Raw genomic sequence first — 23,017 nt, 5'->3', positions numbered from 1 at the left:
TCGGCGGTAGACCACCGCGCAACGCCACCACGGACTACCTTCGTGGGGTGGACTTTGACGAGTACCGTGCGCACGACGCCACATCCTTGGCGAAACTGGTTGCTGACAAACAGGTTTCAGCGTCTGAGCTGCTCGCCGCCGCCCGGGAGCGGGCGGCGGCGGTAAACCCGAAGATCAACGCCATCGTGCGCGACGTACCGGCTTCGCCGACGGACGATCTGACTGGTCCGTTCGCTGGGGTCCCGTTCCTGATCAAGGACCTTGCGCAGGACTACGCGGGTTTGCCCACGTCGGCCGGTTCACGTGCCCTCATGTCGCTGAACGCGGCCGAGCACGCCACGGTCGTTCAACGCTGGATCGACGCGGGCCTGGTCATCTTCGGGAAAACCAACACCCCCGAATTCGGCGCGAAGGGAATCACCGAGCCGGAGGCGTGGGGGCCGGCCCGCAACCCCTGGGCTCTGGACAGGTCGCCAGGTGGCAGTTCGGGAGGATCTGCGGCTGCCGTTGCAGCGGGCATCGTGCCCTGCGCCGGCGCCAACGACGGCGGCGGATCGATTCGCATTCCGGCGGCGAGCTGTGGGCTTGTCGGGCTCAAACCGGGCCGCGGGCTGACGCCGTCGGGTCCGGTGACCGGAGAATCCATGCACGGCGCGGCCGTTCAGGGCGTCGTCTCGCGGACGGTGCGTGATACCGCGGCGATGCTCGATGTCCTCAGCGGCGGCGAGCCCTGGGGGCCGTACGTGCCGGGCCTGCCCGCTGAGGCGTTCGCGTCCTGCGTGGGGGCGGATCCCGGGAAGCTGCGGATCGGGCTGCGGGTGCCGACGGCGATCAACCCGGCGCCGCACCGCGAGGCGTTCGCAGCCGTGGAGGCAACGGCGGCCGCGCTGACCGAGATGGGCCACCATGTCGAGGAACTGCCCCAGGCGCCGTTCGACGACGCCGCGCTTGCCCGCGACTTCCTGCTGACCTGGTTCGTCTACAGCGCATGGGAGCTGGCCGAGGCCAAGCGGCTGACCGGCGCGGGTGACGACTCTTTCGAACGTGACACGCTGATCATGGCGGCGATCGGCCGCGCCACGAGCAGTCTCGACTACCTGGATGCGGTGCAGCGGCGCCACGAACACACTCGGCGGCTGAGCACGTACTTCGAGTCCTACGACCTGCTGTTGACACCCACCCTGGCCACCCTGCCGCCGCGGATCGGCGAGTTCGATCTCCCGGTCGTGCTGCAGCACGCTGCCGACGCGCTGATCAAGACCCGTACCGCAAGCCTGTTGCGCTACACCAAGATCGTCGACGACATGGTGGACAAGAACCTCGGCTGGGTGCCGTACACGCAACTGGCGAATATCACTGGGCGCCCGGCGATCTCGCTGCCCTTGCATTGGACGGCAGAAGGTCTGCCGCTCGGCGTCCAGTTCGTCGCACCGCTTGCCGGTGAATCGCTGCTGGTCAAGCTGGCGGCCCAGCTCGAGCAAGCGTTGCCCTGGGCCGGTCGCTTCGCGCCGATCTGACTGGTTGCGTCATCCGGCCCTCGCCATACCCGTACGGCAGCAGGTAGCTACTCGGTCAGCCGGCTCGGCGCTGCTTGCCGCCAGGAGTCGAGCAGAATATCGCGGAGCTCTTGCCGACCCTCTAGTTCAGCCAACCGCACCCGCACCCAGGCCGAGGCGGCCTCGTGTTGTGGGACCCAGAATTTGTGCGGTTCGGCGGCGATCAGTTCCTCACGGTCAAACCGGGGGCAGCGCACCGCAAATGAGGTCTCGTCGTCGGGTACGGTGACGAACATCTTGCCCGCCACGTCGAAGGTGGGATGGCCCCAGCGCTCCTTCTCGGTGGTCTCGGGGAAGGAGAGAGCGATGCCGCGCACATCGTCAGCGTCGAGCACGGGTTACGGACCTCCGATCGCGCCTGCGTATCCGCTCCGGCAGCCTACCGGGAGGCATGGTTGTGGCCGGCCAATGCCGGCACCAACTCCTACGTCGCCGGCGTGATACCCGCTCCCGCACTCTTGACCGAAGCCTTCGCGCGTTTCTCGGCAGGCACTCGTTTGCCGCTGCGGACGAACCCGGTTGCCGAGATCGACACCGACAGCACTGCATCCTCGCCGTTGACGAACGGGTGGAACCCGACGCCCGCGCCACCGCGGCCCTTGACCGGGATGTCGGCGACTTCGGTGACCTTCCAACCTTTTTCGGAGGTCGACAGGATGGCCTCCCCGTTCTCGCAGCTGATCGGGAGCGCCGCGATGACCTCGTCACCCGGGTCATCGGCGGTCAGCTTCACGCCGGCCACGCCGTTGCCTGCCGCGCCTTGCGGATTCACCGCGGCGGGATCAATGCGCAGGATCTTTCCGCGTCGGGTCACCAGTGCCAGGTGGTAGCCGGGCGTCAGCACCCCGGAACGCAGTAGCCCGGTGATGTCCGGCGCCACCGGTATATCTCGGATCTTGAACGGCAGGCCGTTCCCGTTGGTGAACTTGACCCGGCCATCGGTCCACACCGCCCAACCCAGACCCGCGGTGAGCAGGTCACCGTGGCTGTCGGAGAACACACCACGGTCGTCAAGGCGCCAGGAGGCGTTGACCTTTCGCTCACGGGGGCCGTCCTCGTCGGCACCCGAAGTCGTCGGGGTGGCCTCGAGGTCCAGCACGGTGCGACGGTCGAACTCGGGACCCTTGAACAGTTTCGCGGTCTCCACCAGCTCCTTGTCGATCACCTTTCGGCGCGCATCGGGGTCAGAGACCAGTTCGGTCAGCTCGGCGAACTCGGCGTCCAGCTTGTCGGCTTCGGCCTGCAGCTCGATCACATCGAGCTTGGTCAACCGTCGAAGCTGCAGCGCCAGAACGTAATTGGCCTGCTCTTCGTCGATCTGGAACCGCTCCTGCAGGCCCTGCCGGGCGTCGTCGACGGTGTCGGAACCCCGGATCACGGCCACGGCGGCGTCGATGTCCAGGTGGATTTTCATCAGACCCGCCACCAAATGGCGGCGCGCGGCGACCCTCTCCAGCCGGTACTCGCTGCGGTGCAGCACCACCGAGTCACGCAGGTGCAGGAATGCGGAGATCAGTTCCCGCACCGACCACCAGCGCGGCACCCGGTCCTCGTCGAGGGCGACCAGGCTGGCGGCGAACGTCGACTCCAGCGGTGTCAGCGCCAGCAGTTGCTCGCGGATGGTCTCGGCGCTGTGCCCGCGTTTGGCGGTGACCACGATGCGCAGCCCGTTGCGGCGGTCGGTCAGGTCCGACATGTCGGCCACGCCGGACAGCTCACCGGACTCGACCATTGCCCGGATCCGGTCCTGCACAGTGTTACTGGCGACGCCGGGTGGTAGCTCGGTGATGATGCAGTTCTTGCCGTCGACCGACACCGTGCCGCGCACCGTGAATTGGCCGCGGCCGGTGGTGATGTACTCCCGCAGGCCGCTCGCGCCGACAACCGTGGCCCCGCAGCCCCAGTCGGGACCCGGGATGAGCTTCATCAACGTGTCGTCGGTCGTGTTCGGCCTGGCCAGCAGGGCCCGGCAGGCGGCCATCACCTCACGCGGATTGTGTGCGGGCACCTTGGTGGCCCACCCTTCGGCGATGCCCATGGCGCCGTTGCAGAGCAGCACCGGCCACTGGGCCGGCAGCATCGTCGGCTCGGTCCACTCGCCGTCGAACGTCTGCACCATCGGTACGGCGTGATCGTCGAGTTCCGCGGTCAGCGCGGCACCGGGAGCCGACAGCCGCATCTCGGTGTAACGGTCTGCGGCGGGAATGTCACCCTGGATACGCGGGAACGCGCCCTGTCCGTCAATGACTTTCACGCGCTGGAACTCCGCGGCCATCAGCGCCGCGGCCCCGTACATCGACGCGCCGCCGTGCGGATGCAGGTTGCCGGTGACCGCCGAGCAGATCTTCGAGGACTTCTGCGGCTTGTTGCCGGGCAGCAGTTTCGAGTCGTGCATTTGGTAGAGCAGGCGTCGCTGGCCCGGCTTGAGGCCGTCGAACGCAGAGGGGATGGCGCGGTCGCTGACGCTGTAGAGCGCAAACGTCAGCTGGTAGTGGTTCCAATAGTCGTCGGCGCTCTGGTCGAGCACCAGGTCGGGATTCTGCTCAGGGAGGTCCAGGGTGGCAGTCACAGTGTTTTCCTACGTCCTAGGTCAGGTCGAGCGCTGAGGTGTCGACGCGGGCGGCGACATCGGCCATCCACGTGCGCCGGCCCTCCGGTGGTCCGCCGAACAGAGTGTGGTGCAGCTTGGCTTCACCGTCGTCGAGATTCACCCGAATCACGGTGCGCCGCTGCGGATCCAGCACGGTGTTCCAGAAATCGTCGGCATCCATCTCACCGAGACCCTTGTTGCGCTGCACCTCCACTTTGCGTTTGGAGGTGGCCTTCAACTGCGCCACGGCGGTGTCACGCTCGGATTCATCCTGGCAGTAGATCCGCTCCTGGCCGTCCTTGACGACGAACAGCGGCGGCAGCGTCACGTAGACCATCCCGGCCTCGACGAGTGGCCGGTAGAAGTCCAGGAACATCGAGATCAGGCTGGAGTTGATGTTGCCACCGTCGGGATCGGCGTCGGAGGCGAACAGGATCCGGTCGTAGCGGCACAGTTCCGGATCGCAGTGATCGCGCACGCCGCAGCCCAGAATGCGTTCGATCGAGTCGAACTCGTCTTTGCCCCGCGCCTTGCTCAGGGCGAACCCATAGACGTTGGGCGGCTTGCCTTTCAGCGGGAAGGCCGCCTGGAACGTGGCGTCGCGCGCCGCTTTGATCGTGCCCAGTGCGGAATCGCCCTCGCACAGGAACAATTCGGCGCCCGAGCCGCGGCCGGTCTCTCGGCTGGGCAGCAACTTCGGCGGCAGCGACAGGTTCGTCCCCAGCCCTTTGGCTTTCGATGCCGCGCGGGACCGGGCCTTCGCGCCTTCGGCGCTGCGCCGCGCCCGGGCGGATTCCAGCGCCAGCTTCGTCCACAGCGACACCGCGTCGTTGTTGGCGGGGTTGGCCGCCCAGATGGTGACGCTGCGCGCCACGTCCGGGGCCATCGCCACGTTCAGTGACCGCGAGGACACCGCCGTCTTGGCCTGCGAATCCCAGGCCACGTCCGGTGCGCGGGTGTCCACGGCCAGGGCGGTGACGGCGGCGAAGTCCTGTGGTTCCGGGCCGTCCTCACCTTTGGCCAGACCGAGGTCGCGGATGCGGGACGCGCGGTCGGCCAGGGCCTCGGAAAGTCCCTTCATCGCGGCGGTGAGGTGCGAACCACCGTTGGGGGTGCGCACGGTGTTGCAGAACGCGGCCACGGTGGCCGGTTCGGCCGGGCCCGCGGTCAGCGACCAGCGGAACGGGGTCGTGCCGCGGCCGGTGGTGTACTCACCGCGGCCCTCCACGGCGGCACGCACGCCGGGCACGGGATTGTCTGCGGTGGTGCACATGAGATCCAGCAGGGTGTCGGTGCCCCACGGGCCGCTGAACGGTTCGATGAGGGCAGGCGGGACTTCCTCGCCGGGCCAGCCCTCGTCGGCGACGACCAGGTGCACCCCGGGCGACATCCGCGCCGCGGCGTGCGCCCGCAGCAGTACCTCACCGATGTCGACGGTCGAGTCCGGCACCACGGCCGGGTCGAACAGGATGCGCACCGTGGTGCCGTGTGCGTCGGGCTTGCGGTTGCCGGTGCCGCGCAGTTTCTGCGTGTCCGAGCGGGTGAACTCCGCGTCCGGATCGAAGTCCTTGCCGTCGAAGGTGCCGGGGTAGCCGCCGCCGAAACTCTGCAGATAGGTCTTTCCGGCCCGGCGCACGGTCACATCGGTGCGCGCGGAGATGAAGACCGCGGCGGCGGCGCCGATGCCGTTCAGGCCGGCACCGGTGCTGGTGGCGTCGGCGTGGGCGGAGAACTTGCCGCCGGCCCGCGCGGTGCCCAGGGTCTTGACGATGCCGTTCTTGCCGGTGGGGTCGGAGTCGACGGGCAGGCCGCGACCGTCGTCGGCGACACTGACCGAGCCGTCGGCATGCAGGGTGATGGTGACCGTGGACCCGCCGTGGCTGGGATCGGCGACCTCTTCGATCGCGTTGTCCACCAGCTCGCGCAGCGCCGTGTTGAGCACGTCGAGGCCCAGGTTCACCGCCGGCCGCAGGCGGGTGTGCTGGACATCGTCGAGCTCGGTGATGTCTGCGGCGTTGTAACTCACTGCTGTCCCTTCCATCAACCGCCCCGATCGGCGGGCGGCCTAAGCATTCTGCCTTGAGCGGCAGACAGGGACCCACCGGCGCGGTCGAAGGAATGGACGCCGAGACATGTCCGATGCGAGAGAGTTATCGCTTCGGGATTGCGCCGGCCCGATAACGCACACCCCTGACGTCATCTCATCAGGAGCCGATGTTGACCCGATCAACCGTCGTCCTTGATGAGCTGTGGCCGGTCTGACATGGGTGTGGCCTCTGGATTGCCGACCCCGCCCGTCGCAGACGTCGGGTGACAGTCTTGACGCCCCAAGCGAATTCAACGCAGTGTGCCGGGCTACCCCACGTTTCTGCAGACGCAGCTGTAGAAGCCGCTCGCAGAAGAAAAGATCTTCAGACAGCGGAAGGGGAAGCCGGAGCACCCGCCGAGGCACCGTCCACTGCTGTAGGGGCCGCATCCCGGAGACGAGGCGTCTTCGTCCGTCATGTCGGGAAATGCTTCGAGCAGGATCGAAGCCCGCTCTTCTGGTGTGGCGGGAATTACGTATTTCTCGCCGTCGTCCTCCTTGACGAAGAACCCGTAGGGGAAGCGCACCGCGCCGAGTGAGACGGATTTCAGGTCGTTGAATACCGGGTGATCGGAGAAATCCTCATCCGCGGGGAACAGCATCAGGCCGTTGTGTTCAGTCATCATTTGCGTGGGCTCCTGCCTGGTCAGTGTTGCCGACGAGCTTCTTTCCCACGGTATTTCCGCCAGCCGCGCCGGAGCGCGCGTAGCCGACTACTTGAGTTTGTCGAGGAACCGGCGATGTCGCGGTACGACGTCAGTTGGGAGGACCTGCAGCGCACACACTCAGGTGATCGACCAGAACTCCAGCAGGGTCCGGATGGTCGCCACCAGCGGTAGGGGCTGATCAAGCATCGGGTGGTGGCCGGCCTCGGCGAGCTCGACGAACGGACCGCGAAGCTGCAGCATCGACCGGATCTGGGCGGCCATCCGGGGCGGGACCACCCCGTCCTCGCACCGCAAATACCCGACCCGGCAAGGGATTCGGGCAAACGTGTTCTCCAGCAGCTCTTCGTCGGTGGCCGTCTCGTCCATGAGATGGCCGCCGAAGATGTCCGGATCGAACTTCCACACCCATCCGTCGTCGGTTTTGCGCACGGACTGCACGGCGATGTGGTGACCGATGTAGGGCAGCGTCACGTCCTGCTTCGGTACCGCACGGAATCGGGCCAGGATCTCGTCCTCGGTCGGGTATCCGGCGGTGTCGCGACGGCGGTTACGCAACCGGACCTCCTCCGGGGCGCGATCGCGTAGCGGCGAATCGATGACCAGGATGCTGTCGATCTGCGCGCCGTAGCGGGTGGCGGCCGAGGCACCCACCCAGCCGCCCATGCTGTGGCCGACGATCGTGGGCCGCGCCGAGGACCCGGAGGCCTCCGATGCGGCGAGGACCTCCCGGGCCCAGATCGACAGGGCGTATTCGGCGCGGGTGCCGCTGTCGCCGTGCCCGCTCAGGTCGGGTGCGACGACGCGATGGGTGCGGGCGAAGAACGGAGCGATGTGATCCCACCAGCCGGAGTGGGCACCGCCGCCATGGACGAACACCAACGGCGGATTGTCCGGATCGCCCCAGGTCCGTACATGGATGGCGCAGCCGTCGACGTCGATTGTCGAGTGTTCGGGTGTCTGTTCCAGGGCGGAGGTGAACCATGCCGGGGCATTCGCAAAGGGGTGCGGGGCCGGGGACGGTTCACGCCGGAACATGGGACTCACTTCGCAATTCTGTCTCATGCCCTGGATCCGATCGACACTTGCCTGACAAATTCTGACAGCGCCGAGGTGGCGGCGGCCGGCGCTCAGGACACCGCGAGGCTCGTGCCGAGCGCGATCATCATCACCGCGATCAGCCCGTCGAGGATGCGCCAGGTGATCGGGGTGGCGAACAGTCCGGCCAGTCGGCGGGCGCCCAGCCCCAGGCCGGTGAACCACACCGCACTCGCGGCCACCGCGCCGGCGCCGAACAGCCACCGTTGCTCGTGGTGTTCGTTGGCCAGCGAGCCGAGCAGTACCACGGTGTCCAGGTACACGTGCGGGTTCAGCCAGGTCAACGCCAGGCAGGTGACCAGCACCTCGGCCAGGCGGGCCGGGGTGCGTTCGGACGGATTGAGGGTCGACGGCCGGAACGCGCGATGCGCGGCGAGCAAGCCATAGCCGATCAGGAACGCCGCGCCGCCGAACGTGGCCACCGTCATGGCGTCGGGGTGCGCGGTGATCAGGGCGCCGACCCCGGCGATGCCGGCGGCGATCAGGATCAGATCGGAGACCGTGCACAACGCGATGACGGCGACGATGTGCTCCCCACGGATGCCTTGACGTAAGACGAAGGCGTTCTGCGCGCCGATCGCGGCGATCAGCGCCATGGTGGTGAGGAATCCGATGAGCACGGGTGAAGCCATGCGTCCGAGGCTATGGACGTGCGGTGATCAAGTACAGCTAATGTTTCTTCATGTGCATTAGTTGCACTTATTCGGACCGGGCGTTTTTCCGGTTCCACGGCACCAAAGCTGTAGGTTCTCAATCTCCGTGTCGGAATTCTCAAGTTGATGTCGCGCGGATGTCGGTTTCGACATGAAGATGAGAACGGTTCGCCCGGAATGCATGGCTAACCGCCAAGCTATCTACCCGACCAACCTGGACCCGGGCCGCTGACCGCTCGGTGGCCGCTTGCCGAGTGACGTGACGGATGGTGGCGGCCCTTCAGCGTCGCCGAGTACAGAGATCGGGCCTGACCGCGTCGGCTTCAGAGCCTGGATGTTGTTCCGATGCAGGTGGGGACTTCGGGGTTCAAGTCCCGCCTCGCCATGGTAGAGCGGTTCTACGAACTGCCGAGGCAAAGGTCACGAACTAGAAATGGTTCGTGACCTTTGTGTTTGTCACTAGCTGCAGAGCTGACGCGGCCGGCTGCGGCCGGTCGGGATGCGGGCCGAGTTAGTCCCGCACTAGACATAGAAGACCTCCGCGCTGTGGCATCGGGATGTGATTGCGCGACGGCGAGTGGCTGCATCAGACAGCGCAATTCGAAGGCGGAGTTCTGCGGACGATTTACTTGGCAGAACTGCCTGGCCACTTGGCGACCCATCACAAGTGGGCTAGGCGGTGAAGTAAAGCCGGATGGGGATATCCGAGATCTGGTGAGACGCCCGACGAGAGCATCTGCGGTGGCAGCAAAACGATGTTTCGCGCGGCAGGTGACTCTTGAAACCGACCACATTTCTACAGCGACGTCGTGCAATCGGTTCAAACAGTCGCTATCACTTTGACACTCAGAATGCAGAAATCGGGGTGAAGCGCCTCCTTCGATACCGCGCACTCGATATCCGACGACGTGATAGATGTCACTTCGGCCGTACACGTGGCTCCGGTGTATTCCTCCACAAGCGGATCGAATTCTGCAAGAACAAGGAGGTCGCCTACGCGGAAGTTACGATCATTACGCCGGAGTTCGTGCGTGCGGTCTCCCGCGACGATTGCATGGAAGAACTGGGGCCAACTCTTAAGTGAATGCGTTTGTGCCATGGCTGCCCTATTCGACCGGCTCGAAATCTGAGAAATCCATATTGAATTGACGAATGTCGCTCGAACACTGAGCGGCGTCGGTTGCAAACTCAAGCGTACTCCAGTCACGCTCGGTAGTGGTAGCTGCTGGTCCGCTGAGAGTCGGTGTACCCTCTTCGCCCCAGAAATATGTGTTAGCCAAGCGACCTGCCTGGGTGCGGTCAGCTCTTTGTAACGACTCTGCGAATGTTGCGGCCATGGCTGCGACGGTTCGGATACGTTGATTGCTGCTCAGGTAATCGGCTACGTCACTGTCCATATAGAGAACGGCCAAAACGCGAGAAGTTTCCACCTCCGCATTAACAGATATCAGCGGAATGGCTGCAATTGAGTGAACGCTCAGAGACATGCTACGAGAAGTTAGTGCGACGTCGAGTTTCTGCATGTCGGACCGCAGATTTCGCTTAGATACCTGTCGCTTGGTTCGTACAGTTCTACTGTGGCAAAAAGCAATGCCTATAGTTCCCGTGTCGGCCAAGAAGGTCCTGCCGGCTGTGCTCTCCGAGAAATCTATATTTAGGCCCGAGTATTCGCAGCATTGCTGGAGGACGACCTCGCCGCCAACGACAAGCCTCCGGTGGAGGGCTACTCGCAGTCTCTTGTCCGGTGGATGATCTAGCGACAAGTAGCCGGCAACTGCAGAGCAGAATGCACTAGAAATCGACTCGACAGGGCTGGGAAGGTACTCTTTTCGCCAGTTCGCTTTGAGTCGGTCTTGGGTAACGTTCTCCGAGCGACAAGGCTCACTGAAGTATCCTCCGGTCCATCGAATACTGTCGGGCTGACGATGGATATTCGACTTCGCCGCAAATTCAAGAGCCGGATGGAGGTTTTCCGAAAGAACACTCCTTATGGCCGTCAGTTTGTTTGTGCCATGCCTTACGATAATTCGGTCGGGCGGCACAGCATGCTCGGCGGCAAGGTTATCGATATCAATATTCGACGGATAGAAACCGCCGGATTTGTACAACAGAAATGCTAAGAGTCGGTTCTGGAACGAAGTTTTAGTCTCTGCGAATATTCGAGTAAAGCTGGGTCTCCGAAGGTGGAGGTAGACGGTCGTGTCATTGCGTAAACGATTGCGGAGGTTGCTCAAAACGTTCTTCACCTGATCACGCATATCGCGATTTGACCAGATTTTGTCGAGAATATCGTAGGTATTGTCTGGGCTATCTAGTGCTGCGACTTCGCGTAGCCGCTGTACAAGGGTTGAATGTTCGGAAAATAGTTCACTTAGGATTCGGTCTTGACGAAAGTTCGCAATGCGCAACCTGAAAAGGTCAATCAGCGCTCCGTCGCCTGAGCCAGACACGATATACGTGGTGCGTGCTTGTCCGAGGTGGGGCTGAGCCAGCGACTCGTTTCGCCAGTACGACAGGGAGCCGTCGGCGTCGCCTGGGTCTAATCCCTTCTCCAAACCGAATCCAACGGCGAGAATGACGTGGTCAAAATGCTCCTGCCCTCCGACTGCTCGCTGAGCCCTTGGTGTAATAGAAACTGACGGATCTACCGCGCTTCGCGGATAGCCGACCCACTCAATATCTACGCGACCGGGATTGTTTCTTCTCCGTGTCCGCGGTTCATACAACAGGCGGCGCGGTTTGACGCTATCGGTAGACACTTGCAAGTGTTGTGTGTTGCAGAAGATGCGAACATCCTGGCTGAGTGACCTTCCTTTCATGACATCCCGCCACGACTCGAGAACTTCCACGACGACGTCGGAGGCACGGCCAGCCGTCCAATTCATTACTGGCAGGGCTGCGCTGTACGACTCACTGCCGGCACGAGGCCAGTCGTAGATATGTGGATGTAGCCAACGTGAGTCACAGCCTCGTTGAAGCGGAAGGACTGTATCTCGGCGTTCGAATAGCGTTATTGAAGCCGGTACCTTCTTCTGTACCAACGCTGCGGCCAGCGTGAGGCCGGCGAATCCACCGCCGACGATTGCAATTTTCTGGCCGGGTAAGGACCCTGGGTCGGTCACCAGCGTCTCCGACCGAATCAAGTCCCAAGCGAGGTTAAGAGCCCGAACCTGTTGGCTGTACACGGTAATCCCGGTGTCGAAGCTCCCAATCATATAAATCGGAAGGTTCGGTGCTAACCGGAAGCGGCGGAGGTCATCTTCAGCCTCTAGCGGGGGCGTAATTGGCGAGCTCACGTGTCAGATCGTATGCGCAGAGGTGCCCACGTTCGGAGGATTCAACGTACGAGCGCGGTGGCGGCGTACTAACTCTAGGGTGTGCACGTCACCGACGAACGGGCGAGAGTGTTTCGACCGCAAGTACAAACTTAAACCTGGCGATAAAGCCGAAGTGGTGTTCCGTAACGGCGCGGGCAAGCTCAGCTGCAGAGACTGCGCACAGCGCGACCTGCTCAAACGACAACCACAACTACGTCCTTCCAACCCCGCCCAACTACGCGCCATCGACGCCAACCGGGTCAGCACCGTCACCAACCGTCAACACCTCAATGCTGTGCAGAAGGCCGGGGTCATCTCCGCCCGCGAAAACCGCAACAATGACAACGGCAACCACTCCGCGTCATCGAACAAGAACCACGATCAGAAGAAGAAGCAGAAACCCAAAAAAGACAAGAAGAGCAAACAACACCACAAAAAACCCAACTGACCCTGAAACCAGCAGGAGACCGACCGCAATGGCAGGCAACGAACTACTCGCTCAAGCCACCATGATCCCGGACTACCACCAAATCTCTTTCGTGGCATTGGGTTGGGACGAGGTTCCCGAACTCGGTGATGAATACCCCGTGGAGTTCATTGCCGACGAATCCAGCGTCAACATTTTCACCTTCGCCGACGACCAAGACGAACACGCTGATCGCACTGTCGACATCTACGTCTACCGCGGCACCGACACCACCAGCCTAGGCCGACTTGTCTTCGACACACCGCTGAACTTCCCCGAACCCGAACTCACCTTCGGCAGCATCCTGGCAATCGCGGACTATCACCACCACGTCCCGCTCAGGCGGACAGGCTCCATACCTATCCGCGTGCTCACCCAAGAAACCCAACCCGGCAACGGAACCGACATCATCAACGTTCTCGTCGACGACAGCTAAGCCCGCCACCAGCCGGGCCGGGCCCGCACTTTATCCGTATCGCGATGCTGTCTCGTTTCTAGACAAAACGAGACAGGCTCCAAACCGCCGCCGCCCCGGAGCATCCCGCCAGGTCGCGGTGTCTCATTTCTTGTCTCACACCATCTGTCTCAGATCCTGGTCGTCGGTGGGTAATGAGACAGTCATCGATATGACGGCGATCCTGGGCTATGCCCGCGTCAGCACAAGCGGTCAAGACCTCGACGTGCAACTCGTTGTGCTCGCTGCCGCCGGCGTCGACGACGTGGATCGGGTGTTCACCGACAAGCTCTCAGGCGCGGTGAACACCGAGCGGCCCGGCCTGGCCGCCATGCTCGACTATGCCCGCGCCGGCGACACTGTGATCGTCGCCGCGGTCGATCGCCTTAGCCGCTCGGTCGCTGAGTCACCCGCACCATCGCCGAACTCGGCGTCCGGCGAATCGTGTTGCGCGCCTTGCGTGAAGGTATCGACACCGAGACACCTACCGGCCGCGCTGTCGCTGCGATCATGGCCACACTGGCCGAGCTTGAACTGGAGCTCGGCCGTGAGCGCCGCGCAGCATCACGAGAATCCCGGCGCTCCCGCCAACTGCCGGCCACCAAGCCGCCCAAACTCAGCCCCGATCGGCAGGAACAACTTCGTCGCTTGGCCGCTACCGGCGAACCCGTGCGAGAACTCGCTGCTGCCTTCGGGATTGGACGTGCTACCGCCTACCGCTACCTTGCCAAGCCCAACGATCAATCGGGAAGTTGAGTTATGACCACCGCTGACCTGCACCCATCCACTCATCTACGTGCCGCGGCATGGGTCCCCGATGACGTCGAAGATCGGCCGTGGGAGGAAGCCATCGCTCTCGCCGCAGATTGGATTTGGGAACGCAGCCAAGACGATGGACTAGCGCCGATGCTGGTGAGCAATGCGCAAAATGCCGCGAGCTTCGGTTACGCCGACCTCGACGAAATCATCCAGGCGGGCGGTCACGCCACCCCGAAGAGCCGTACCCGCCCCGATCGAGGACCAGTTCTAGCGTTCGTGCCAGACGAACGATCGCTGCACTTCGCAATGGGTGTGGCGCGCGGCTACTCCCTTGCTGTGGTCGAGGGTTCCGTGCTGTCTCTGACCGAATGGGCCGCCGGCGCGACAGCGATCAACCTACTGACCGGCCAGACCACCACGTCCGAGGTTCCGGCGGACGCTCGTAAAGATCTCGACTCGGTGATTTTCTACGGCGGCCGCAACGGATGGACCGGTGCAGATGAAAAGGCCCAGGTAAGACGGTATTTGAGCGGCTACATCAACAGTGGCCGACTCACCCCCGACCAGGCCGCCGCCTACGCCTTGTCATCGCAGTCTGTATCTGACCGGGGAGCCAAGAAACTCCGCGAACTCCTCAGCCGCTGACGGTCGACCTCAGCTGCAGCAGCAATACCGATTCACTTCGTTAGAATGACAAGGCTGGATTGAGCCCGGTAACTCCGGGTCTGGCACTGATCATGGTTGTGGTGGCTGTACTGCTCAACGTCGTACCAGCGCTCGTTTCTCTATTCCGAGATGGCAAGCGAAAGGAGGCGATGCGTGTGACCGCTAACCGCACTGGAAGTCAGATGCTCACCGCATCTACAACTGTTACTTCGGCCTTGATGACGAACATCGCCGCCGCAGCTGTAGTGCCGGGCTGAGTCCAGCACCACTTCAGAACGTGTCGATTTTCGCACGATGCGCCGCCTGCATGCCGGCCCTTAAAGCCCGGATCCGTGCCGTTCTAGTAGCGTTTCAGCCTTGCTGACATAGCGTCCTGTATTGCACCGATAATCGGGGCTTACGTCAACGGATTCGGTGATTCATGACCCTTCATCGCACTCTGGCAATTTTGTAGACGGTGCGACTTACGGGCATGCCGCGACTGGTAGCCGTGTCCAGAATGCGCACGGGCCTGGGCGCTAGGCCCAGGCGTTGGCGTTCCAACTCTTCGGCCCCTTCTGCCTCCGCTGCTTGGCGGCTGTCGACCTCGTCAGTGATCCAGTAGGACGAGGTGGGAATTGACGACGGTGGAGCAGATGGAAGACGTAGGGCCTCCGGGTGCGCCATCTGATTCGGTGCCGCACTGCAGCCGATGACGCCGGTCCACTGTTTACCTGACCACTCCGCGTAGTAGTGGGGCAGGAGTTCCTGATTGAGATTCCGATATGCGTCGGGGACTACGCGGTACCAACCGTAGCCGGGGTCGGTGATCTTCTTCACCCACACTGGGGAGCCACAGATGATTGGGGTGCCGTAGTTGTCGTTGATGCGGCCGTCGCAACGGAACACGGCATCGGCCCATTGTGCCCACAGGTGTTGCCCGCGGCAGACGCTATCGGACATCAAAATGTCGAGGTGGGTTCCCCAGTCGGTGTCGATTTCTGCGAGTTCTTGCCGTTGGCTCCACTCGGCCTCATCGCGGAGACTGTCGGCAACCAATGCCTTCAGGATGCGACCTGCGCTTCCTTCTCCTGACGGGATCCACGTTGCAGAGGCAACCGTGTCGAAGCTGCCGGCCAATAGATGTTGCCTATGGCCCGTGAGGAAAAGTCCAAATCCGCCGTAGCGGCCCTGCCACCACAAGGTTTCCGGATAGTGTTGATTGCCGACCATCAATGTCCCACATGTCATCGGCATCCGTACTGCCACATAGCTTCCGGCTGTAGCGTGCGGTAGCGACCGGAGATGACGATGGTCGGCTGCCCACCGAGTCCAGTCATGGGCCATGTGATGGGGGGATAGCGACCGTGTGGACTCGCGGCTGCTCGCTACTTTTGCCTGGATCGCATACAGGTTGACGCTGGCTTCGCTCGAGACTGAATTCTTCGGCGCCGTACGCGTACTGCCGAGGTTGGCGTGGAGATTCGATACTTTGGTCTGCGAGATATAACTCATGTGCGGCCTATCGACCACATTGAGGTCTACTGATTCCAGAGTGCGCGCTGAATCTCGCTGTGACGATATTGCGATGCGCTCGCCCAGGCTTTGCGAGACGACATCGTCTCGTTGGCGCTTCCACCACCGTGCCATCGCAGGTCACCTTCCGTGCTCGATGGTTGGCTCTGTCGAACATGCCCCCGGGAAGCGATTGAGCGTCCTGCATGACACCGAGTCCCATGCGGTGCGGGAATCCTGCGCCGTGTCCCCGCACCGCACCCAATATCAAGCCACGTTTCTGATCGAGTCGATCATGGCGAGGAACGCGGCCGCTTCACCGGAAAGCCATGCATCGAACCCTTTGCGCCGTGGCCGCTTTGGTGCCTGATGAAGCTTCGCGCGCCGGACGTCAATTACGGCTGGGGCCGCGTCGACCTCTGGATAGGCGAGTTCCATCAGCCGGATGGCGGCCTGGATTCCATCGCGAGATAGTTCGGCGTCCTTGAAGTGCGGCCACACCAGCAGTGTTTCGCGGTTGCTCTGGAAGGTGAACTGCGGTGACACTCGGACGTCGAGGCCGCTGTCATGCCAAAGCGCCGGACGGGAGAACACCTCCAACTTCTTGCCACCCCGCCAGTCGTTCCACCCGGTGGCGAGCGCTTCGTAGTGAGGTCGGCGTTTAGGGATGCAGTCGTCAACGGCGCGGCGCACCCGCAATTCGTCATCGCCATTGGCGATGCCCTCGGTGATGGCTACGCGGAACTGGCGATAGAAGTCGTGGCTGGGCTCGTAGTGACCGAACTCGTTGGCGATGACGTTGCGCACAGCGGTGATTCGCCCACTCGACATCGACGAAGCGAACTCGACGAAGCCGCCGAGGCTGATCCTGGGATCTGCCATGCCTTAGCCTTTCGGCGGGTAAGGATCGTTGCCGGGCGCGATTGTATTGGCGTCGCGAATCTTGCTGTCACGGCCGTGGATTCTGACTTCACCCCCACCGCTGTTGCGGACGATGTCGCTCGCGCGTTGAGCAGCTTGATTCTGGGTGTCGGTATGGGCGCTGGCGCGAGTCGCGTCTGGTTTCTTGACGTCCCAGCCGCCGTTCGGATTCGGAACGACGTGCCTACTGTTGGGTGTCTTACTTTTTGCCATGTTGTGCTCCTCGCACTTGGCTAGGCGCGGTGTTATCCGTGCACGGCAAAGCTCGAGGTCGGGCAATCAGCGGGTTGCCGCTGCCCCCGGCGTACGCCGGTGTTACCGTCAAGGCCTGCGTGCGAAGCAGCCAAGAGGTTCCAGACCAGAACTCCGGTCCAAACCGGCTGGTCTGGACCTTTTGATCATAAGCGGGGGTGCCGACGTCAGCGGGGACCGCGAACCGGTCACCGCTGCATCACGTGTGGATAACTTTTGATGGGTCCCTGTGGGAATTGGGGATGCCGCAGCAAAGGCGCAGATCAACGCTGTTGCGGCTGAATCCCATTAGTGTAATTTGTTGGGGATAAATTCCTGCGCATTTGTCTCACTCCCGGGCGTGTCGCGAGCCGAGTTTGGCAATGTTGGAAGTAGCCCCGACTCGGGCAGGTACCACGAAGTTTTACAAGAGGGCTAGGTTTCCCGCGAAGCCCCCCCCAGAGTTGTTCGCCGCGTGGTTCTGGTTACAGGTCGTGGCTCTCACCGCGTTCCCGGTCGTGACACCTGCTCACTAAGCCCGTTCCTCGGCGCGCAACCGTGCGATCGACATGGCGGCCTCTTCATCGCCTATGCGCATCGATACCGTCGGACGCGGCGCGGGCCCACGGGTTCGCGCCGGAGTCACCCTGCCAGCGCCGATCAACCGATCCAGCGGGCGTGGCTTGGCGGGAACGAGGCGGGCGACGACCACGCCACAGTCGGAAAGGGTGATTTCCTCACCCTGTCTGACTCGCGCCAACACCTTCTCGGTCTCCTGACTGAGCATTCGGATCGAAACGTCGCCCACCTCACCAATGTGCTACACAGCTGCTCCTTTTGCCATCGAATTTCTGCAGGAGGCGTGGGCCGCAAGGAATGTCGTCGTCTAGTGAGTGGATAAGCGGTCCCAGGGTGCGCTTTTAGCCACTCAGGCCTCTATCCACCGTATTCTGCGCCACATCGCGGACGACCCCGCCCAGCTCGACGTTGTATCCGTCGAGCGCACCGCTGACATCGTCGCCGCAGAGCAGATGATGGAGTAACTCTCTGGATGGCGATACAGCTTCGGCCAGGTGGCCTGAATCGATGGCGTCGCTACCGACGCCTACCTCGCCGACGACGGGGATGCCCTCGAAACTGCCTTCTATGTCGGCCAACTCACCGACGGTGAATTCCAGCGAGCGGCCGACCGTCAACTCGAGACCATCCTTCCGTCACGTGCGCGCACGTGGCCGACCAACGGGTCCACTGCGTGCATTCGAACGCATTTCATCCCGAGACTCTGAACGTAGTCCGCGGCTCGGCGGTGCTGTTGCTTCCGAGCCATCGCACGCCGTCTCTGAGGTTCAGGTACTGATCCAATGCGCGCTAGCGGATCCTTTTTGCCGCTAACTGGAGGCGAGGTCGCCCTTGACGTCTTCAGAGAGCGAGTTTGTCTGGTTGCTGCGGTGGTCGAAGGTGTCGCGGCATTCGCCTAAGACGTCGATCATCACGTGAGCGACGGGTGGTTTGTCGGGCTTGGGCGGTGGGATCACCCACACGCTCACGTCCACGTTGTTGCGCTTGAATGTGGTGGCGTGAGAATGGAATTCGGGATCGACCTGCCAACCACGTTGGCGCAATCTATTCAGCACGGAGTCCGATGAGACCTCGCGAGATCGATCGGAGCCGGGCATCCATAGCTTGAGCCTGCTGTGGCCCTGGAACGGTGGTTTGCCGTAGTCGTTGCACGAGTCGTAACCGAACTTCGCGTCAGCCACCTCGGCGCCAAGATCCGCAATCACCTGGCGCGACACGTCGATGACTTGGCGGCGAGCCTCCTCTGGGGAAATCGGATTATCCACGGCGCCAGAGCACCCGACCAGGCAGAGCAGCCCCGCTAGCGTCCCGGCGATTCGTGCCCGTGTGAGTCTCAATGGTCGCTGCCCTGTTTCTCTCGGTCGTCATGGCTAACTACCTCAGTGATAGTGGTCGTTGTTGGACTTGTGCACCAGCTCCGGATCGAACCCCACCTTCGGTGAGACACCCGGTATGGGGAATGGCAACCCGGGAGTCTGCACGCGGTGGGGAGCGGTCATTCCGTGCTCTTGGAGCGCGTCGCCGTGTCCGGAGACGATGTCGGCGATGCTGAACAGCGACTCCGACCCCTTCTTGAAGTACGAGGTGTGCTCATCAAGGATGTCGCGCGGATCGAGGTTGATCCCGGCTACCTCGGCATGGAATCGGGTCGAGCCGTACCCGTCCATGGCGGGGTCGTTACCGAGGCCGACTCCAGGGATGTTGACGTGTTCGCGCCCCATGCCGGTGACGAAGTCAGTTGATGCCGCACCCACAAACAGGTGACCGTCGGGCGGTAGGTGAAAATCGGCCGCCGACTGGGCCAGATCTGTTCCGGGGCACCCGACCAGGACGATGTCGTCGGCGCGCATCCCATACCCGGCAGCGGCGTCGGCGACCGTCGTCGACCCATATGAGTGGCCGATGACGGTGGTGTGCGCGGGGTTTCCTTCGTGGGTGACGTCGAGGGCGTTGACGTCGGGCGCCAGCAGCTGCGCTCCGTCGCGTGCCATGAAGGGCTCGGTGACTCCTATCATGTTGGTGTCCAGGTCGGCATCCAGGTCCGGGGCGTTGTAGCCCATCCACTGGACGACGGCTGTTGAGTTGTGCGTGTCTGCTTTGTTCGCTTCGTTGTAGACGTTGACCCCGGTCCCGTCGGACAACGTTCCGCCGGCCACCGAGGTGGTCAGGCCCGACACCATTACGGTGGTGTTGGCGGCGGTGTCGGGGTTACCGATCGCGATCGCCGCTGCACCCTCACCGTCGAAAGCCTCGGGGTCGTACTTCATCAGCAGGACCTCAGGCGTGTTGCCGTTGGCGTCTACGGCGTTGTCGGCATCTGCCTTCAAGCCTTCGGCAACCTTGACCGCATTGTTGTAGCGGGTCATCATCTGTCCCGCCATCCCGTATTTTTCGGGGTGGGCCAGGACTTCCTCTTTCGTCACGCCACGAGCTTTAGCCACCTCGGCGGGACGATTGAGATCCTGCATCATGATGGACAGGTTCGCCGTGCTGCGGTCTTGGATCGGTATCCCGTTGAGGTTGCCCAACTTCTCGGGCCAGTCATCGATGAGTTGCCGCCGCTTGTCTGGCGGCAGCGAGTCCCACCATTTGTTGACCTCTTCAGCGCTCTTGCCGACCGGGATCTCAGCGCCGGTGTCGTATGGCGGAGCTTGTGGGGGACCGCCGGGCCCGAAGTTCTGCGGTGCGGAATCCAGCCCACCGACTGCGGTGCGCAGATTCTGGTTGAGTTGCCGATCGGCGGTGTCGAAATTCGCCAACTGTGTCTTGAGGCCCGCCGAGTTGGTGGCGGCGAGCTGCCGAAGTTTCATAGCGTTTGCGGGACTCATCTTGGCGTACTTTTCCAGCTCGCTTCCGGGCCGTACCGAGACTGTGCCGTCGGGTGCGACCTGCCAGCCTTTGGACTTCAACTGGTCAACGGCCCCGAGCAGGCTGGTGCGGGTTTGAGTCAGGGCAGCGCCGCCCTGTTGCATGACGGATTGAGCCCGGTTCAGGGCGTCGTGAATCTGCCGCATGCGCGCCAACGTGGGTTGCGCTTTTGCGATCGCCGCGTCGGACGCGGTGCCTTGCCAACCTGACCGCAGCCCGTCGATGTTGGCGCGTTGACTGTCGATTCGGGAGGCCAAACCCGTTGCCTTCTGGCCAAGTTCGGTCGCAGAAGCGGTCAACGTCTCGGGGTGCGATCCCTCAACCTGGGGGATCGTCACCGTCACGGCGTGAGCCTTCGGGCGGATGGTGATCGCGCCGCGGAGCTCGCGCTCACTGGGTGAACCTGCGTAAGCGGCGCCCGAACTCCTCGTCTATGCCGTGATAGCGATCGGCAGCGGTTGACAACTTGTCGGCGTGTTTTGTCAGGTCATCGCGGACTGCGCTCAACGCGGTATCGACTGTCGAGCCGGCGAACTGACATGCGCCTTCACTGAGCAGACCAGCTACCCCAGCGCCCGCACTATCCAGCGACTGGCCGGCGCCCAGACCGGAGACGAACTCGCCCACGTCAGCCTGGGCACGTGCAGCATTGCGCAGCGACTCTGGATTGACACGCAACGTCCCTCCCATGAACAAGAGTTTAAGCGTGTCGGCAACGCTTGGAACGCACATATCTCAGGGAAGAGAACCAGGTCGCAGAGCTGACTAGTACATGCCCAGTCTCGTGCAGCTAGCGCCGAGCATTAGGCTTGGTTCACGGTTTCATCAGTCCTACGATCGTCTGAGATGTGCGCCTCAGTCGAGCAGGTGATCGGATGCGAATTCCGCCGGTGAACCCACCACGCCTGGGAGATCCTCTCAACTCCGACGAGTTTCACTACGTCAAGCGGGCGAGTGCCGATCATCAAGCGGCGATGTGGAATCGGGTGCTCGCCGATGACCCGATCTTGGGCCCGATGACGGGCCTGGTGGTCGGTGTTGCACCCATCCGTGATCGTGACGGGCGTTACCCCCTTGTTTGGGTGCGCGCGTGAGTGAGACGGTCTGCGTGAGGCTCATCGGCCCGTCCACGGTTCGCGGGCTGTGACTGGTCGCGCATATGCAGCCCAGGCGCCTGGATCAAGCCGACGAACAGTTGCTCAGGTCAATTGCTGCAGCGAGGTCCCGGTAAGAAGTAGCTCCCAACCGATTTGCGGTACAAAATCGGCGGTCTATTTTGCAGTGCGGATATTGCGGATATGCGCTGGTAGTCGTACCCTTTGAGGGGTTTTCCTGGTGTTGAACAAAACTCTGATCGGAGAAAGTTCTGCAGGAGTTAGGTGTCGGCTTCTCAAACGGGGCCGCGTAATTTGCTGACCATGATTCACATCCACGCTAATTCCGCCAACTAAAGCCGTTTACATGCTTATATAGGGGTAGAAGCCAATGAAAACCATTGTGATATATATTTGCGCAAAATCTATTGAAATGTTGCAGGAGAATGTGACAAGTCGAAGTAGTGAGTAGCGGCTTATGTTTGGGTTCTCCGCTGCGGAAGCTAACTAGCATCGTAGTGATATTTGCATTTCAAATTAGCAGCAATGACAATTTAGTTAGCTCGTCGATGGTTCGGTCCTAAAGGCGGATACTTGGCCCTGAGATCAAACTCGGAACGGGGGCACTGATGATTACCGGCACTCCTGCAGGTCGAGTAGCGACAGCAACCCCACCTAAGGCTATCGGCGCCAAGCGACTGTCCACGCGTGGGCCTGCTCATTCGCATGTGGAGCTCGTGGTTTCGGGCATTCTCGGATGTGATGGTGGGGCGAACCGTCATGGCCGTTGATGTCGAAGTGGAATCCGCGGTCGTCATGTATCGGCCTGCAGCTGGGGCAAAGCGATCGGTGCCCGCTAGGGTGGTGTCTCCTGCTGCGTTGTTCGGCGGGTATCCGTGGCGCACGTTCCGTTGGTATTTGGGTCAGCGTCACTATTCGGGCACGTACTGGTCGGCTACTGAGCGCGACCACGTGATCTACGAGTCCCGGTTGGAACTCGCAAACCTGCTGCTGGCCGATTTTGATCCTTCGGTGAGGCATATCGCGGCGCAGCCTTTCATGTTGGTGGCTCGCGTGGACGGGAAGCCCAGCCGACACATCTTGGACTACTTGTGGGACAGCGACGATGGACCGGTGGTCGTTGATGTGGTCCGTGCTGAGCGGCTCGCCGTACCGAAAGTCGCCAAGTTGTGTGAGTGGACGAGGGCGGTCGTCGAGTCGCGGGGCTGGACATATGCGGTCGTCAGTGAGCCGGATCGTGTCCGGTTGGCCAACATACGATTCCTCGCCGGGTATCGGCGGGACTGGCTGTTCCGGCAGGACATTCTGAATGAGATTCGAGCTCGACGTGAGGAGCTCGTCGGGCTGCCGATCAGAGATGCCGAAGCGTCGATGAAGGAGTTTCCTAAGCCGCTGGTGCGCGCCGCTTTCATGCATCTTTTGTGGATTCACGAATATTCCGTCGATCTGAACCAATCACTTTCTCCATCAACACGATTAGAGGCGAGACCATGAAACGT

The 23,017-nt window shown here is 62.3% G+C and carries 22 protein-coding genes and 1 pseudogene; 7 read left to right on the top strand and 16 right to left on the bottom strand.

Features of this window, described 5'->3' with window-relative positions; translation table 11 throughout:
• Window positions 1–47 precede the first annotated feature (47 nt).
• The gene (locus AB0I14_RS03985) at window positions 48–1,517 is read left to right on the top strand and encodes an amidase family protein (RefSeq protein WP_358016097.1); all 1,470 of its coding nucleotides are present in this window, start codon (window positions 48–50) and stop codon (window positions 1,515–1,517) included.
• A gap of 47 nt (window positions 1,518–1,564) precedes the next feature.
• On the opposite strand, the gene AB0I14_RS03980 is transcribed toward AB0I14_RS03985, so the two are convergent.
• The 8 genes from AB0I14_RS03980 to AB0I14_RS03945 all read right to left on the bottom strand — a co-directional run bounded on the left by AB0I14_RS03980 (window position 1,565) and on the right by AB0I14_RS03945 (window position 11,944).
• Window positions 1,565–1,891: an MmcQ/YjbR family DNA-binding protein gene (locus tag AB0I14_RS03980; protein WP_358016095.1), complete on the bottom strand. Its 327-nt coding sequence runs from the start codon at window positions 1,889–1,891 to the stop codon at window positions 1,565–1,567.
• A gap of 89 nt (window positions 1,892–1,980) precedes the next feature.
• Window positions 1,981–4,125 (bottom strand): DNA gyrase subunit A, encoded by a 2,145-nt coding sequence (locus tag AB0I14_RS03975; protein WP_358016092.1) that lies wholly within the window; start codon window positions 4,123–4,125, stop codon window positions 1,981–1,983.
• A 16-nt stretch (window positions 4,126–4,141) separates the two neighbouring features.
• On the bottom strand, window positions 4,142–6,172 hold the full coding sequence (locus AB0I14_RS03970) for a toprim domain-containing protein (protein ID WP_358016775.1): 2,031 nt from the start codon (window positions 6,170–6,172) through the stop codon (window positions 4,142–4,144).
• A 329-nt stretch (window positions 6,173–6,501) separates the two neighbouring features.
• Window positions 6,502–6,855 (bottom strand): hypothetical protein, encoded by a 354-nt coding sequence (locus AB0I14_RS03965; protein WP_358016089.1) that lies wholly within the window; start codon window positions 6,853–6,855, stop codon window positions 6,502–6,504.
• A 162-nt stretch (window positions 6,856–7,017) separates the two neighbouring features.
• Window positions 7,018–7,935, bottom strand: a complete 918-nt coding sequence (locus tag AB0I14_RS03960; RefSeq protein ID WP_358016772.1) for an alpha/beta hydrolase — start codon at window positions 7,933–7,935, stop codon at window positions 7,018–7,020.
• Between the two features lie 92 nt (window positions 7,936–8,027).
• On the bottom strand, window positions 8,028–8,627 hold the full coding sequence (gene lysE / locus AB0I14_RS03955; RefSeq protein ID WP_358016086.1) for an L-lysine exporter: 600 nt from the start codon (window positions 8,625–8,627) through the stop codon (window positions 8,028–8,030).
• Window positions 8,628–9,468: 841 nt separating this feature from the next.
• A complete protein-coding gene (locus tag AB0I14_RS03950; protein WP_358016083.1) occupies window positions 9,469–9,747 on the bottom strand; it encodes a DUF3850 domain-containing protein in 279 nt (92 codons plus the stop codon).
• Window positions 9,748–9,754: 7 nt separating this feature from the next.
• The gene (locus AB0I14_RS03945) at window positions 9,755–11,944 is read right to left on the bottom strand and encodes an FAD-dependent oxidoreductase (protein ID WP_358016080.1); all 2,190 of its coding nucleotides are present in this window, start codon (window positions 11,942–11,944) and stop codon (window positions 9,755–9,757) included.
• A 79-nt stretch (window positions 11,945–12,023) separates the two neighbouring features.
• Between AB0I14_RS03945 and AB0I14_RS03940 the strand changes: the two genes are divergently transcribed.
• The 4 genes and pseudogenes from AB0I14_RS03940 (at window position 12,024) to AB0I14_RS03925 (ending at window position 14,289) form a co-directional block, all read left to right on the top strand.
• Window positions 12,024–12,413 carry a hypothetical protein gene (locus AB0I14_RS03940; RefSeq protein ID WP_358016077.1) on the top strand — a complete coding sequence of 130 codons (390 nt, stop codon included), beginning with the start codon at window positions 12,024–12,026 and terminating at the stop codon, window positions 12,411–12,413.
• Between the two features lie 28 nt (window positions 12,414–12,441).
• Window positions 12,442–12,867, top strand: coding sequence for a hypothetical protein (locus AB0I14_RS03935; protein ID WP_358016074.1), 426 nt, complete (start codon window positions 12,442–12,444; stop codon window positions 12,865–12,867).
• A gap of 190 nt (window positions 12,868–13,057) precedes the next feature.
• Window positions 13,058–13,641, top strand: a pseudogene (locus AB0I14_RS03930) (recombinase family protein).
• A 3-nt stretch (window positions 13,642–13,644) separates the two neighbouring features.
• Entirely contained in the window at window positions 13,645–14,289 is a 645-nt protein-coding gene (locus tag AB0I14_RS03925; protein WP_358016071.1) for a hypothetical protein, read from the top strand.
• A 450-nt stretch (window positions 14,290–14,739) separates the two neighbouring features.
• On the opposite strand, the gene AB0I14_RS03920 is transcribed toward AB0I14_RS03925, so the two are convergent.
• The 8 genes from AB0I14_RS03920 to AB0I14_RS03885 all read right to left on the bottom strand — a co-directional run bounded on the left by AB0I14_RS03920 (window position 14,740) and on the right by AB0I14_RS03885 (window position 21,093).
• The gene (locus AB0I14_RS03920) at window positions 14,740–15,939 is read right to left on the bottom strand and encodes a hypothetical protein (protein WP_358016068.1); all 1,200 of its coding nucleotides are present in this window, start codon (window positions 15,937–15,939) and stop codon (window positions 14,740–14,742) included.
• A 132-nt stretch (window positions 15,940–16,071) separates the two neighbouring features.
• Window positions 16,072–16,611 carry a hypothetical protein gene (locus tag AB0I14_RS03915; protein WP_358016065.1) on the bottom strand — a complete coding sequence of 180 codons (540 nt, stop codon included), beginning with the start codon at window positions 16,609–16,611 and terminating at the stop codon, window positions 16,072–16,074.
• Window positions 16,612–16,689: 78 nt separating this feature from the next.
• Complete coding sequence (locus AB0I14_RS03910; protein WP_358016062.1) at window positions 16,690–16,938, bottom strand: DUF2188 domain-containing protein; 249 nt, start codon at window positions 16,936–16,938, stop codon at window positions 16,690–16,692.
• 550 nt (window positions 16,939–17,488) lie between these two features.
• A complete protein-coding gene (locus AB0I14_RS03905) occupies window positions 17,489–17,764 on the bottom strand; it encodes a type II toxin-antitoxin system prevent-host-death family antitoxin (RefSeq protein WP_358016060.1) in 276 nt (91 codons plus the stop codon).
• A gap of 112 nt (window positions 17,765–17,876) precedes the next feature.
• Window positions 17,877–18,152: a hypothetical protein gene (locus AB0I14_RS03900; RefSeq protein ID WP_358016057.1), complete on the bottom strand. Its 276-nt coding sequence runs from the start codon at window positions 18,150–18,152 to the stop codon at window positions 17,877–17,879.
• Window positions 18,153–18,344: 192 nt separating this feature from the next.
• The gene (locus AB0I14_RS03895) at window positions 18,345–18,800 is read right to left on the bottom strand and encodes a hypothetical protein (protein ID WP_358016054.1); all 456 of its coding nucleotides are present in this window, start codon (window positions 18,798–18,800) and stop codon (window positions 18,345–18,347) included.
• A gap of 114 nt (window positions 18,801–18,914) precedes the next feature.
• Window positions 18,915–20,747 carry an alpha/beta hydrolase gene (locus tag AB0I14_RS03890; protein WP_358016051.1) on the bottom strand — a complete coding sequence of 611 codons (1,833 nt, stop codon included), beginning with the start codon at window positions 20,745–20,747 and terminating at the stop codon, window positions 18,915–18,917.
• A 46-nt stretch (window positions 20,748–20,793) separates the two neighbouring features.
• Window positions 20,794–21,093, bottom strand: a complete 300-nt coding sequence (locus AB0I14_RS03885; protein WP_358016048.1) for a type VII secretion target — start codon at window positions 21,091–21,093, stop codon at window positions 20,794–20,796.
• 185 nt (window positions 21,094–21,278) lie between these two features.
• Between AB0I14_RS03885 and AB0I14_RS03880 the strand changes: the two genes are divergently transcribed.
• Both AB0I14_RS03880 and AB0I14_RS03875 read left to right on the top strand, forming a co-directional pair.
• Window positions 21,279–21,497 carry a hypothetical protein gene (locus AB0I14_RS03880; RefSeq protein WP_358016045.1) on the top strand — a complete coding sequence of 73 codons (219 nt, stop codon included), beginning with the start codon at window positions 21,279–21,281 and terminating at the stop codon, window positions 21,495–21,497.
• Between the two features lie 708 nt (window positions 21,498–22,205).
• Complete coding sequence (locus AB0I14_RS03875) at window positions 22,206–23,012, top strand: TnsA-like heteromeric transposase endonuclease subunit (RefSeq protein WP_358016042.1); 807 nt, start codon at window positions 22,206–22,208, stop codon at window positions 23,010–23,012.
• Window positions 23,013–23,017 lie beyond the last annotated feature (5 nt).

The organism is Mycobacterium sp. NPDC050441 (assembly GCF_040655355.1).
Lineage (GTDB): Bacteria > Actinomycetota > Actinomycetes > Mycobacteriales > Mycobacteriaceae > Mycobacterium.
This window is presented reverse-complemented; position numbering and strand designations above follow the sequence as displayed.

Excerpts from the sequence above, each read along its gene's own strand:
- AB0I14_RS03965 (WP_358016089.1), bottom strand. The coding sequence starts at position 6,855 with ATGACTGAACACAACGGCCTGATGCTGTTCCCCGCGGATGAGGATTTC.
- AB0I14_RS03960 (WP_358016772.1), bottom strand. The coding sequence starts at position 7,935 with ATGTTCCGGCGTGAACCGTCCCCGGCCCCGCACCCCTTTGCGAATGCC.
- lysE (WP_358016086.1), bottom strand. The coding sequence starts at position 8,627 with ATGGCTTCACCCGTGCTCATCGGATTCCTCACCACCATGGCGCTGATC.
- AB0I14_RS03950 (WP_358016083.1), bottom strand. The coding sequence starts at position 9,747 with ATGGCACAAACGCATTCACTTAAGAGTTGGCCCCAGTTCTTCCATGCA.
- AB0I14_RS03935 (WP_358016074.1), top strand. The coding sequence starts at position 12,442 with ATGGCAGGCAACGAACTACTCGCTCAAGCCACCATGATCCCGGACTAC.
- AB0I14_RS03925 (WP_358016071.1), top strand. The coding sequence starts at position 13,645 with ATGACCACCGCTGACCTGCACCCATCCACTCATCTACGTGCCGCGGCA.
- AB0I14_RS03920 (WP_358016068.1), bottom strand. The coding sequence starts at position 15,939 with ATGGCACGGTGGTGGAAGCGCCAACGAGACGATGTCGTCTCGCAAAGC.
- AB0I14_RS03910 (WP_358016062.1), bottom strand. The coding sequence starts at position 16,938 with ATGGCAAAAAGTAAGACACCCAACAGTAGGCACGTCGTTCCGAATCCG.
- AB0I14_RS03885 (WP_358016048.1), bottom strand. The coding sequence starts at position 21,093 with ATGGGAGGGACGTTGCGTGTCAATCCAGAGTCGCTGCGCAATGCTGCA.
- AB0I14_RS03880 (WP_358016045.1), top strand. The coding sequence starts at position 21,279 with ATGCGAATTCCGCCGGTGAACCCACCACGCCTGGGAGATCCTCTCAAC.